The 13,112-nt window shown below is 40.5% G+C and carries 10 protein-coding genes; 1 reads left to right on the plus strand and 9 read right to left on the minus strand.

The window, feature by feature from the left end:
- Positions 1–23: 23 nt before the first annotated feature.
- A complete protein-coding gene (gene mfd / locus IW492_RS15715) occupies positions 24–3,551 on the minus strand; it encodes a transcription-repair coupling factor (RefSeq protein WP_202068818.1) in 3,528 nt (1,175 codons plus the stop codon).
- An 18-nt stretch (positions 3,552–3,569) separates the two neighbouring features.
- Positions 3,570–4,136 (minus strand): aminoacyl-tRNA hydrolase, encoded by a 567-nt coding sequence (gene pth, locus IW492_RS15720; RefSeq protein WP_202068849.1) that lies wholly within the window; start codon positions 4,134–4,136, stop codon positions 3,570–3,572.
- A gap of 426 nt (positions 4,137–4,562) precedes the next feature.
- Here pth and IW492_RS15725 point away from each other — a divergent pair, with 426 nt between their 5' ends.
- Positions 4,563–5,543 (plus strand): L-lactate dehydrogenase, encoded by a 981-nt coding sequence (locus tag IW492_RS15725; protein ID WP_202068852.1) that lies wholly within the window; start codon positions 4,563–4,565, stop codon positions 5,541–5,543.
- Positions 5,544–5,779: 236 nt separating this feature from the next.
- Here IW492_RS15725 and IW492_RS15730 read toward each other — a convergent pair whose 3' ends face one another.
- The 7 genes from IW492_RS15730 to IW492_RS15760 form a co-directional block, all read right to left on the minus strand.
- Entirely contained in the window at positions 5,780–7,273 is a 1,494-nt protein-coding gene (locus IW492_RS15730; protein WP_202068819.1) for an aldehyde dehydrogenase family protein, read from the minus strand.
- A 196-nt stretch (positions 7,274–7,469) separates the two neighbouring features.
- Positions 7,470–7,982: a transcription repressor NadR gene (locus IW492_RS15735; protein WP_202068821.1), complete on the minus strand. Its 513-nt coding sequence runs from the start codon at positions 7,980–7,982 to the stop codon at positions 7,470–7,472.
- Positions 7,983–7,998: 16 nt separating this feature from the next.
- Complete coding sequence (locus IW492_RS15740; RefSeq protein ID WP_330928288.1) at positions 7,999–8,847, minus strand: chorismate mutase; 849 nt, start codon at positions 8,845–8,847, stop codon at positions 7,999–8,001.
- Between the two features lie 6 nt (positions 8,848–8,853).
- Entirely contained in the window at positions 8,854–9,567 is a 714-nt protein-coding gene (locus IW492_RS15745; RefSeq protein WP_202068856.1) for an NAD-dependent protein deacylase, read from the minus strand.
- Positions 9,568–9,818: 251 nt separating this feature from the next.
- Entirely contained in the window at positions 9,819–10,466 is a 648-nt protein-coding gene (locus IW492_RS15750; protein ID WP_202068822.1) for a class II aldolase/adducin family protein, read from the minus strand.
- Between the two features lie 10 nt (positions 10,467–10,476).
- The gene (locus tag IW492_RS15755; protein WP_202068823.1) at positions 10,477–11,412 is read right to left on the minus strand and encodes a 1-phosphofructokinase family hexose kinase; all 936 of its coding nucleotides are present in this window, start codon (positions 11,410–11,412) and stop codon (positions 10,477–10,479) included.
- Between the two features lie 294 nt (positions 11,413–11,706).
- A complete protein-coding gene (locus IW492_RS15760) occupies positions 11,707–13,092 on the minus strand; it encodes a PTS galactitol transporter subunit IIC (protein WP_202068824.1) in 1,386 nt (461 codons plus the stop codon).
- Between the last annotated feature and the right edge of the window lie 20 nt (positions 13,093–13,112).

Genomic DNA, 13,112 nt, shown 5'->3' on the forward strand with positions numbered 1-13,112 from the left:
TCGATTCCTCCCGTCTCTTTTTACTACAAACTCGTTTTCTGTTTATATTTTTCCTGTCGCAAAGCTGAAACAAAAGCTGAAACTTCCTGAAGCCAGGCAGCTGCTTTCATTCCATTGTACAGTTGCAGCCGTATCGTCATTTTTTCATTATCCACAGCCAAATCGGCTTTTAGAGAAGTAACCGCCAAAACTTCAAATATTTGCTCAACAGTGTATGTTTTTGTCCCAACTTTACTCAGCGTAAATTTGATTACCTGCTGGTTCTTACGGATTGTTTCAAGTAGGGCCCTGTCTCCATCCATTTTTATCAGGCCTGTCATCAGAAGATAGGCAACCTCATCTGGGTATTCGCCAAATCGATCCAAAAGATCTGCTTCCAGCTCTTCGTACATCTCTTTATTCTCCAGCTGACGGATACGTTTATAAATTTCAATTTTCTGCCGTTCATCTGAAATATACTCATTTGGAAGATACGCATCAATTCCCAAGTCTATCTCAACTGATGTTTTCTGATCCAGAACTTTCTTCCCTTGCTTGCGGGCAACAGCATCCTCCAGCATTTGAGAATACATGTCGAATCCAACTGAATCAATAAAGCCATGCTGCTGAGCCCCTAAAAGGTTGCCGGCTCCACGGATAGATAAATCCCGCATCGCTATTTTAAAACCGGACCCCAGTTCAGTGAAGTCTTTAATAGCTTCCAATCGTTTTTCACTGACTTCATTCAAAATTTTCTGCTGCTCATACATGAAATATGCATAGGCGACACGATTACTCCGCCCAACACGGCCGCGCAATTGATATAACGTTGACAATCCCATATAATCAGCATTTTCAACAAATAATGTATTCGCATTTGGAATGTCTACACCTGTTTCAATAATAGTTGTTGTTACTAAAATATCATACTGCCGCTCAATGAAATCAAAGAGTGTGTTCTCAAGCTGAATTTCAGTCATCTGACCATGAGCATAGGCAATTCGGGCTTGTGGGACCAGCGCCTGAAGCTCTTCCACTTTTTTCTCAATTGTGTCCACTCGATTATATAAATAGAAAATCTGACCGTCTCTGGCCAGCTCCCGCTCAATCGCTTCACGAATAGCACCAAGATTATTTTCCATTACATAGGTTTGAATCGGATATCGGTTTTCAGGCGGTGTTTCAATCACAGACAGATCTCTTACGCCAAGCATCGACATATGCAGGGTTCTTGGAATCGGTGTAGCTGTCAGAGTCAGAACATCCACCTGGGACCGCAGCTGCTTCAGCCGTTCCTTATGCTTAACCCCAAACCGCTGCTCTTCATCTATAATCAAAAGTCCCAGATCGCCAAACACAATATCCTTTGATAAAAGACGATGAGTTCCCACTACGATATCTACCTGACCTTTTTGTAACTGCTGGGTTGTTTCATTTTGCTGCTTTTTTGTTCTAAACCGGCTCAATAAACCAACCTCTACAGGAAACCCTTCAAATCGGTCCTGAATCGTTTCATAGTGCTGCTGAGCTAAAATGGTTGTCGGAACAAGAAATGCCACCTGTTTTCCAGCTGAAATGGCTTTGAAAGCTGCACGCAGCGCAACTTCTGTTTTACCAAAACCAACGTCACCTACCAGCAGGCGATCCATTGGTCGGCTCTTTTCCATATCATGCTTGATTTCAGCAGAACTGCGAAGTTGATCTTCCGTTTCTGAATAAGGAAAGGCATTCTCGAATTCTTTTTGATAGCCGTCATCTGGAGGAAACGCAAAGCCTTTTTCAGAATCCCGGGCAGCGTATAATTGAATCAGATCATCTGCAATATCTTCAATTTTCGCAGAAACTTTACTTTTCGTTTTTGTCCATTCGCTTCCGCCAAGCTTGTTGATTTTCGGTGTTTTAGATTCTGCAGCAACAAATTTCTGAATTAAATTCAGCTGAGTGACGGGAATAAAAAGCTTGTCATCATTTTTATACAGAATAGTGATATAGTCCTGATGAACACCATCAACTTCCAGTGTTTCCATGCCTATATATTTACCAATCCCATGATTCACATGAACCACGTAATCTCCCTTTTTCAAATCACTGTAGCTTTTCAAACGTTCAGCATTTGAAATGGTCTGACGCCGGGTTTTCTTTTTGGTGACTGTATGAAAAATCTCTTTTTCTGTTATCACGACTAATTTTTCTGAAGGCAATTCAAAGCCTGTCTGCAACTCTCCGGGAACCAGCTGAATTCTTCCTTCTAAAAGCTGATTTTCGGCAACTGCCACACTGGATATATCAAAATCTCTGAACAGACTTTCAACTTTCTGAGCTCTCTCCTTCGTCGGTACGAACACTAAAACTGTTTGATCCTGTTTTTTCCAACGGTCCATTTCGGCCTTCAATAATGGCATCTGACCAAAAAACTGCTGCATGGACCGATATTGAAAATTGTGTATCTCCTGAAAACGAAGATTTCCCATTCCTTTTTGGAAAAGAGAAAAGAATGTTGCCGCAAAACGCTGCTTTCTCAACTGATCATGAATCCCCATACCAAAAGTTTGTTCAGAAAAAACACGCTTCTCTTCCAGCTTTAGGACATGCCATTCGGCTTCTTCACGCGCAATTTCTCTTTCAGTTTCCAAGATGCGGGCATAATCATCCACAACCAGAAGACTGTCCTCAGGTAGATAATCCAAGATAGTTGTCGGTCCTTTATACAGAATATCAGCATAGTAACGGGCATTTTCCGTAGGAATGCCCTCTTCCCATGAAGTAATAATCTGACCAAAGTATTCTTCCAGAAACACTTTATCTGTTTCTTCCTTAGTCACAGACAACCGTTTTTCCAGTAAATCCTGTAAGCGAACAATTCCAGAGGACAGATCTTCATCTGAAAAAACTGTATCCGTCACGGGAGATAGATCCACTGAATCAATTACTTCAATTGAACGTTGCGTATCTGCTTCAAAATAACGTAAAGAATCTATTTCCACATCAAACAGCTCTGCTCTTACCGGATACTGTGAATTAAGGGGATAAACATCAACAATACTCCCTCTGATACTGAATTCTCCCGGCTTCCCTACTAAGGACTGTCTTTCGTAACCCATTAGAACCAGTTTTTGTGCCAGCTTATCCAACTCAACCTCTGTACCAATTTTCCAGTGAAGCTGTCTTTGTCTCCATGTTTCTTTTTCAGGAAGAAATTTTCTTAACCCCGCTGCAGGTACGACTATAATCCCTGTTTTGTCAGAAAGTAAAAAATTCAGTGCTTCAATGCGGTCGGTCCTGGCTTCTGGCGAAGAAAAGGCCATTTCTGCTGACAAAACCTCGTCAACAGGAAACAGATGGACTTCATCATCAGAAAGAACATTTCTCAAGTCTTCTACTAGCTGATTTGCATAGTATAGGTTGGGTACAGCCACCATCATTTTCTTCTTTTTATATTGATAGCCGCTGGTCATGACCAGCGTTTTCGCAGAGCCGGAAAGTCCCGTAATCAGTTGTCGGTGATTTCCAGTAAGTTTTTTAACCCACTCTTGAACAATACTGCTTTCACTAATTCGTTCAATAATATTCATCTGGCTAACCACCTCCTGTTATTTCCCATTAAATTGATTCATTGTATCTATAAAAGTATGCCCTTCGCATGCAAAAAGGGCAGCATCCGCTGCTCTTTTAACTGCCAGCAGAATATCCTCATGGACTGCTTTAGGAAATTTACTCAGCACATATTGAACAACTGTTTCATTTCCTGCCGGTCGACCAATTCCTACTTTAATTCTTGGAAATACATTTGTCCCCAAATGTGAGATGAGGCTTTTCATTCCGTTATGTCCGCCTGCTCCGCCTTTTTCTCTCAGGCGAATCTTGCCAATCTCCAAGTCAAGATCATCATAGATTACGATAAGTTCATGATCCTCCACACCATAATAAGTCATTAACGGTCCCACTGAACGACCGGATTCATTCATAAATGTCAGCGGCTTCACCAGCATGATCTTTTCTGTTCCTATAAAGAACTCTGCAATGTCCGCCTCAAACTGAGACTTTTTAAACACAGCGCTTTGCCGATAAGCAATTTCATCCACTGTAATAAACCCTATATTATGTTTCGTTTCCTGGTATTTACTTCCTGGATTTCCCAATCCAACGATCATTCTCATTACAGACTCCCCTTTAATCTCTTTGTTCAGTGAGTCATTGACTACCGTCATAAAACTCATTGAATTTTTTATGTCCGAAAACTGCTGCATGTCTACTATCTTCCAAAGCTATGCCAATAATATTATCAGGGAGCAATTGTCCAACACAAAATACCCGAGCAGTCAATTAACTGCCCAGATTCTATCTTCATAGTATAACACAATATCCGCTGTTCCTAATATTTTAAAGATTAAAAATTCAATAGTTTATAGTTTGAAACCTTAGAACAATGTAACAAGCAAGAATAGTGAACTATCGAACATGTAAGAGTTATCATTTATAACAGGTTCAAAAACTGTACTAATTTTGAGCGTAATCACGTGACAAAAAGCACAGGTAATGATACTATTCTTGTAGCAAAGAAACCTAAGAAGGGAATGGTACACATGAACGCAGCTGCAGAAAAAAAAGATCATCAAAAAGTAATTTTAGTGGGTGACGGTGCTGTCGGCTCCAGTTATGCTTTCGCTCTTGTTACTCAAAATATTGCTCAGGAAGTTGGTATCATTGATATCAACACGAAGAAGACTGAAGGAGATGCAATGGATCTTTCTCACGCCCTTGCCTTTACTTCTCCCAAAAAAATTTATGCTGCCTCTTATGAAGACTGCCACGATGCAGATCTTGTTGTACTGACAGCGGGTGCTCCACAAAAGCCCGGTGAAACAAGGATTGATCTGGTTCATAAAAATTTAAAAATAAATAAGGAAATTGTCACTCAAATCGTTGACTCAGGATTTAACGGAATCTTTTTAGTCGCAGCCAATCCTGTTGATATCTTGACATATTCTACATGGAAGTTCTCAGGATTTCCTAAAGAACGCGTGATTGGTTCCGGAACTTCACTTGACTCTGCCCGTTTCCGTCAGGCAATTGCTGAATTGGTAGAGGTTGATGCACGTAACGTCCATGCCTATATTCTGGGCGAACACGGTGATACTGAATTTCCTGTCTGGTCACATGCAAATGTTGCCGGTTTGCAGATTTATGAATGGATTAAAAACAATCCTGAGGTTGACGAAGAAGCAATGGTCAATCTATTCTTCAACGTACGTGATGCAGCTTACTCCATTATTGATAAAAAAGGGGCAACATTCTATGGAATCGCCGTTGCTCTCGCCCGAATCACAAAAGCAATATTGGATGATGAAAATTCTGTCTTCCCGTTGTCAGTCTATCTGGATGGCGAATATGATCAAAAAGATATTTTTATCGGGGCTCCTGCAGTCATCAATCGTCAGGGCGTCAAACAGGTTATCGAAATTCCGCTGTCGGATTCCGAAAAAGACCGAATGAATGCTTCTGCTTCGGCACTTAAAGAAGTAATTAATTCCGCTTTTGAAAAGTTTGAAGCTGAGAAAAAATAAACGACGGATTACTGCAAAAGAAAATATCAAAAAATATTGGGAACTGTGCATCAGATGAACGAGGCTGGTATACAGTTCTTTTTGCAAACAAACAGGGGGACTGTGACATTAGTATGTCTGAGTCCCCTAGAGCCGAATAAACAGTGTTGCAGAAGCTTTATCACACCCTCCTGTTTGGATAGATACTTTTTGTAATTATTTAAAAATTTCACTCCATTTTGCCGCACACAATTGTACTAATACAATCCATCTGTTCCTTCTTTAGTTACAATGTAAATATTTTTCATTTGAGTATAAGCATCCAGCATTGACTTGTGTGTCTCTCTGCCAATTCCCGATTTTTTATACCCTCCGAACGGTGCACCTGCCGGCAACTGATTATAGGTATTGATCCACATCCTGCCTGTCCTAACTCCTTTAGCTACTCTTAAAGCAGTGTTAATATTTTGGGAATAGACAGCTCCCCCCAAACCGTATTCAGAACGATTAGCCATTTCAATCACTTCTTCTTCTGTTTTAAATTTAATCACTGTGGCAACCGGACCAAATATCTCTTCTTGTGCAATGCACATTGCATTTGATGCATCTGCCAGAAGAGTCGGTGCTAGAAAAGCTCCTTTATCCAGACCATTTTTAGTTACACGGGCTCCGCCCGTAACAAGTCTGGCACCTTCTTTAATTCCAATATCCACATATTTCAGAATACCTTCCAGTTGCCGTTCATTCACCTGTGCACCCATTTGAGTATCTTTTTCCCAAGGCAATCCAACTTTTATCTCTTCAAATTTTATTTTCAGCTCTGCAAGAAAACGATCATAAATCCCTTCCTGAATAAAAATTCTGGAACCTGCACAACAAACCTGACCCTGATTAAATAAAATACCCATCTGTGCGCCTTCCAATGCTCTTTCCCAGTTTGCATCATCAAAAATAATATTTGCTGACTTTCCACCCAGCTCCAGTGTAGCAGGAATTAAACGCTTAGCAGCCGCTTTCGCCACTGTATAACCGACTTCCGTTGAGCCTGTAAATGCCAGCTTGTCAAAGCCTTCATGCTCCAGCATATAGTTTCCTGAGTCAGAGCCTTTACCTGTGATTAAATTCACGACACCTTTAGGAAGAACCTGATCAAAAATTTTGAATAACTCCAGTAAGCTCAGTGAGGTTGCTGAAGAAGGGTGAATAACGACTGTATTTCCAGCTGCCAGTGCAGGAGCCAGCTTCCACGCTCCCATTAGTAACGGAAAATTCCAGGGGATAATCTGACCAACAACACCTATAGGTTCTTTAATAACTAAAGAAAGAGTATCTTTATCAAATTCCTTTAAAGTTCCTTCCTCTGAGCGAATCACACCAGCAAAATAGCGGAAATGATCTGAGCTCAGCGGAACATCGATACTTAACGTTTCTCTGATTGGTTTGCCGTTATCCAAGGTTTCAACCATAGCCAGGCGATCTGCATTTTCATCAATTAAATCAGCAATTTTTAGCAGCATATTACTTCTGGTAACTACGTCAACATCCTTCCAAGTGATAAATGCTTTTTGAGCCGCTTCAACCGCTCTGTCTACATCTTCATGGACTGCATCAATAAATTCTGCCAATGCCTCTCCATTACTTGGATTATAACTGGTCTTTTTCTTATTTCCTGATCCGGCAGTCCATTCTCCATCAATATACAATTGATAACTTGCATCCACAACTCCAAAAAAATCTGTTGAATTACTCAAAAAATTACCGCCTTTCTTTTTATGTTTACGCTTACAATTATAATAGATCAACTTGAAAAGTACAGTAGAATCATCAAAACGAATTATTTCGAAGTATATTACGCATTCATCTTGTATATAGGACCTTAAAACAGTAACGAAAAAAACTGACAAAAAGCTCAGAAGCTAAATGACAGTTTCTTAAGTTTGGACAAAATTAATTCTGATAAAGAATTTTTTTCTCAAGCAATGCTTGTTTGATTATCTCCAAATGTTGCTGATCCCTGCAACGGATTGTATGCAAATGAAGTCCGCCAGTCAGTTCTGACAGAAGTGCAGCGCGGCTGTGCTTAAGTGTATTAATAAAACGCTGTACCTCGCTTTCTGAACTGATTCTTAAATTTCCGGTCAGCTCGCCATAGATTGGGTGCTCCACAATAACATCAAGAATCTCGCCGCCCAGCTCTACGATACAGGATAATTCTTCTTCCGTCTGATCCGGCCGATGCTGACAGACAATCTTTGCTGAAAATCCCCGTTCTTCTTTCTCCAACATATATCCTCGTGCAGTTGCGATGATCTCATGTCCTGAAGCACGCAGCAAAGCTACATCTCCTACAATAATTTGACGGCTGACTACGAACTTTCCAGCTAATTTGCTCGCACTGACCGGCTTTTCAGCTTCCTTCAGTACTTCTAAAATCTCTGTCCGTCGTTTTGTCCCCTCCATACTTTCACCTCATTTATTACTTATCTATCTGGTCTTTTTGATATTTTTTGGAAACATCCATGATTCCCTGATAAGTATCTTTTAAGGCCTCTCTGTACGCTTCATTTTTAGCGTAAGAAGCAGCTTTTTCCAGAATTTTTTCTTCTCTTGAAGGATCGAATACTTTTTGACCACGGCTCTTTTTAATCGCTGCAATTTCTGTAACAGCATCCATTCTTTGTTCTAAAAGAGCAATAATTTTTCGGTCAATCAAATCAATTTTTTCTCTTTGGCTGTCTAAATCATCTGATTCTGAAGCAGGTTCATCCTCAACAGACTTGATAAATCTTGCAGGATTTCCTCCAACTACATAGTTATCCGGGACAGATTCCGTTACAACTGAACCTGCAGCAACCACGACATTATCCCCCAAAGTCACGCCTGGAATGATAATCACACCGCCGCCCAGCCAGACATTATCTCCAATTGTAATCGGTTTACCAAACTCCAATCCGCTGTTTCGTTTTGCCGGATTTAATGGATGCGAAGCAGTATACAACTGAACATTTGGGCCAAACATGCAGTTATCTCCAATTGTAATTGGACATATATCCAAAAATATACTATTAAAGTTGGCGTAAAAGTTCTTCCCTACATGGATATTGTAGCCATAGTCAAAACTTATCTCGGGTTCGATATGAGCATTGCTCCCTGTAGAACCAAATGACTCTTCTACCAGCTGCCTTCTAATTTGTCGATCTGCTTCATTATTAATCAGCTTCATTTGTTCTCTCGCATGTTTTCGACCTGCCACTAATTCAGGATCTGAAGCAAAATATAATTCTCCATCGATCATTTTTTGTTTTTCCGTCTTAAAAGTCTCCACTGACCATCATTCCTTCGCTGTAATTTGTTTAAATAGTTCAACAGCATCTGTTTCTATATAATATGCTTGTTTTTGAATTGGAACCGGTTGTTGATTGACAACCATTATTTTCGCTGTGGGTTGAGCATAAAAAATCAAGTCGCAGAAGGGATGAACCTGAAAAGTTGTTCCGACAATTACAATCAATTCAGCTTGTGCCACTGCTTCAACAGCATGCTCTATTATCTGTTCTTCAAATCCCTCTTCATACAAAACAATATCCGGACGAAGCTGTCCGCCGCAATGATCATGTCGGTCACTATTTAAATATGCGGCAACATCAACCTCCTGACAACATTTTTCGCAGGAACAGCAATATAAGCTTCCATGAAAATCAATTCTGTTTTCACTCCCGGCTCTTTGATGAAGACCGTCAATATTCTGGGAAACTGTCCAGCAGTTTTTCGACTTTTCCAAATCAGCAATCACCTGATGAATAACATTTGGCTTTGCTTTCGGATGATAAAGCTTCTTGACAAAGTGATAAAATTTTTCCGGTTCTTTCAGCAGACAGGTTCGGCTAAGCAAATATTCCGGCCGCTCCAATCCCTGATACACGCCTTTTAACGAGCGATAATCAGGAATTCCTGACGCTGTGGACACTCCTGCTCCCGTTAAGAAAGTGATCGACTGTGCCGCTTCAATCCAGTTTTTTCCATCAATTATACTTCTTTTTTCCATCATTTTAGTCAACTCCCGCTCTTTACTATTATAGACGATAAAAGAAAAAGAAGGGAATCTTTTCCCGTAAAATTTTGTGTTTTATTACTAAGAAAAAGAAAACAGAAATACAGTACGCCCCTGAGCTAGATTTTTTGGTCTAACTAAAGAGGCGCACTTCAGAAATCCTTACGATCCTTTCCTATTTGCTTTTAGAAGGCATTTGATGGATGAACTATAACCTATCGTTTATTCTTTTGCTTCCTTTTGCTCTATTCTTCTGTATTATACGCATGTTCAGCTGTTTCGATTTTTTGAATTCCCAACTTATCAAACAACAATGCTTTATAGGCTATATATGCATTGTATTCCAGTCGTTCCAGCATATCATTCGCTTTGTGCAGTGTTTCTTCCAAAACTAAAACACCATGTTTATTCAGCAGCATAACCTTTGACAGTACATCGTCCCCTAAACTTCTTACATGACTGCTGACAATCTCCGCCAGTTCAGGAGAACAGGCTGGTGCAAAAGGCAGGCAGGGGATCTGTCCAAATTTTTGGGTGGCTTCTGTTAAATTCGGCATATCCATTCCCTGGGAAGCAAAAACCATGGATTCTCTAGCATGACCATGAAGCACACAGCCAACTTTACGATTTTCCCGATAACAGGCCATATGCATATTGATTTCTCTTGTCAGCCGACCATAACCTTCAATAATCGCTTCGTTCATATCCACAACAAGAATTTGATAAGGAGACAAGTCACATAAATGATTCTGAGACATCAATGTCGGCGTCATGATAATATGTTCATCATTCAGGCGTACACTAATGTTTCCTCCTGCCGCGTTTGTTCCATAACGCTGATAAATGTTTCTTGTAATTTTACATAAATCTTCTCTTTCTGCTTGATAAAGCATCAAATTCCTCCTAAATTGTATTTTGACAGACAGTCAATTCTACCTGGCTCATCAGCTGTTCTGCTTCAACAGGATCAAAATAAGAACTGTCTTCATATTGCACTTTACTGGCTGCACAGGCACTTCCCGTTTTCAACGCCGCTTCAATATCCCAGTCTTTGGAAAAAGCTGCCAGAAAAGCCCCCACAAAACAATCCCCTGCTCCAGTGTCGTTTACTTCGTTCACTTTCGGTGCTTTTACCTGATACCTTTTCCCTTCATAGCAGCAAATGCTTCCCAGCTCTCCCCTGGAAGCAACAACGCAGGTGATTTTCTGTGCCAGTTGATTCAAGGCATAGTCAGCAGAGCCCTCTTCAGACAAGAGCAGCTCAGTCAGCTCAAATTCATTGGGCTTGATAAAATCCACACCTAAATCAACAGCTCTCACCAATGCTTCTCCTGACAAGTCACAGGCAATAAAACAGTTTTTTCCCTTTAAACCTATGATCAGTTTTTCCAAATCAGACAAATTAAAATTCTCTGGCAATGATCCGGCAATCAGCACAACATCTTCAGCGGTCACTTGTTCCTCAAAATAAGCCAACAGCTCGTTTTTTATACTCTCTGGCACTAAAAAGCCGGGTTCTGTCAACATAGTCGTCCCCTGATTATTGGGTTCAATAATAACTATGGATTCTCGTGTCTGCTCATTCGGTATTTTCAAAAACAGATGTGAGATATTCTTCTGTTCCAGTACCTGTTCAAATTTCTCTAAATTCTTTTCTCCGGCAAATCCCAATGCTAGATTAGGGACGCCCAAACGCGACATTGCATAAGAGCCATGGGTTCCCTTTCCCCCAATATCATAAGCAACTTTTGCAGCTCGATTGGTTTTTCTTTTTGACAAATGCTTCTCCAGAAACACCAGACGATCAATAGCCGGATTTAACGTAATTGTATAAATCATAGACTTCCCTCTTTTATTTTAAGCGTATTTAAAATATATTCTAAAAAATACTATGAAAACTTAACAGCAGTACGATTTACACTCGTTTTTCCACTCCTTCCCTCCTATGCCGCAGACCTGTTATCTAAGAGGGGAAGCGAACACTTTACAGTGCGCATCATTGAGCTAAGTTTACTCTCCTGACACGCTTTCTTATTGCGCTTTTTATCTCAGAACGCTCAATGTTAGAGGCTCACTATCAAGGGCATTGGTTATTTAGAGCAGAGTTTTCATAGATTATTTTGAGTTGCCATTTTAAGCTTCTGATGTTTCAAATATTTCACCATCCTCTGCCTGCTGTGCTGCTTTTGCTTCGTCCAGAAGTTCATGGTAATAGAAGAGGAAGCATATCACCCAGACAACAAGAATAATCAGTGGAATAAAGTTTCCTTCCAAAAACTTGAAGACATGGGAGAATGCATACGTAAATACAGGTCCATCAATTGAACTATTGGAGATCATTTTCCCAGCTTCCAGCTGTACAGCACCGGTTGTATTTGCCAAGTCGGTCATAAACGGTGCAAATGCAGTACCAACCCACAGGAAAATCGGCGAGCCAATTGTACACAGAATAATCATCCGCAGCAAATTTCCTCCTGTTACAAGGAAAGCAGGCACTGCCAAAGCTATATTGATAATTCCCGCAAACGGAAGGAGTTCATTTCCCGGTAAAAACATTGAGAAAATCAAGGTGACAGGAACTGAATAAATAACAGCCAGCCAGATTTCATTTGAACCGCCCATAAACGGCCAATCCAATCCGACAAGTAAGGTTCTGCCTTCAAATTTCTTATTCATAAAGTCACTTACTGCCTCTGAAATAGGGGACAATGCGTGCATAAAATACTTTGTGATTACTGGAAACAGCGTTAACGCAGTGGCCGCCTGAATAGCCAGAGTCAGAGTTTCTGCAATTGTGTAGCGGGCAAGGACACCAAAAAGACAGCCTAAAATGAATCCAAGCACATGATTCTCAGCAAAAATCCCGACTTTATCTTTTAATGCTTCTGCATCAAAGTCTCTATTTAGTGCCGGAATTTTCCTCAACAGCTTGTCAATCGGATAAAAAATCGCTGCAAGAAAGACCATTTTATGGGTACAGGTTACGCCAGGAATTCCTGATAATATTTCAATCCTGTGCTGATGTGCATCCGCACACTTCAACTCAAATATAATTTGGATCGCTGCAACTCCGAATGCAAGCGGAATACTCCCGGTAATCCCTACAACAGCAACAGCCGTAAATATTTTCCCCCAAACATTCCAGAGATCGGCATTAAAGGTATTGGTTTTATTGATAACCAGCATAACGACATTGATCCCTATCATTAAAGGAAACATTAAAAATGCATACGGCCAGGACCACGAGATCGTTGACATGGTAGTCCAGCCGCCATCAACAATCGGCAGTGAAATACCAGCTGTATCCAGCATTGCTTCTGCCGCCGGACTTATCGCTCCGGTCATAAAGTTGATCAGCATCGTCATTCCCATGAAAGCAACCCCAAGTGTCAAGCCTGAACTGATGGCATCCTTCACCTTCATTCCTACAATCAGTCCTGCGATAATAATAATAATCGGAACAAAAACAGCTGCACCTAAACTCAATAGATAGTTAACAATATTACTCAGTATCTCCATCATTTTTCCTCCTCATTCTT

Origin of the sequence: Enterococcus sp. BWB1-3 (assembly GCF_016745275.1) — a bacterium.
Lineage (GTDB): Bacteria > Bacillota > Bacilli > Lactobacillales > Enterococcaceae > Enterococcus_L.

Excerpts from the sequence above, each read along its gene's own strand:
- IW492_RS15725 (WP_202068852.1), top strand. The coding sequence starts at position 4,563 with ATGAACGCAGCTGCAGAAAAAAAAGATCATCAAAAAGTAATTTTAGTG.
- IW492_RS15750 (WP_202068822.1), bottom strand. The coding sequence starts at position 10,466 with ATGCTTTATCAAGCAGAAAGAGAAGATTTATGTAAAATTACAAGAAAC.
- pth (WP_202068849.1), bottom strand. The coding sequence starts at position 4,136 with ATGAGAATGATCGTTGGATTGGGAAATCCAGGAAGTAAATACCAGGAA.
- IW492_RS15755 (WP_202068823.1), bottom strand. The coding sequence starts at position 11,412 with ATGATTTATACAATTACGTTAAATCCGGCTATTGATCGTCTGGTGTTT.
- IW492_RS15745 (WP_202068856.1), bottom strand. The coding sequence starts at position 9,567 with ATGGAAAAAAGAAGTATAATTGATGGAAAAAACTGGATTGAAGCGGCA.
- IW492_RS15735 (WP_202068821.1), bottom strand. The coding sequence starts at position 7,982 with ATGGAGGGGACAAAACGACGGACAGAGATTTTAGAAGTACTGAAGGAA.
- mfd (WP_202068818.1), bottom strand. The coding sequence starts at position 3,551 with ATGAATATTATTGAACGAATTAGTGAAAGCAGTATTGTTCAAGAGTGG.
- IW492_RS15760 (WP_202068824.1), bottom strand. The coding sequence starts at position 13,092 with ATGGAGATACTGAGTAATATTGTTAACTATCTATTGAGTTTAGGTGCA.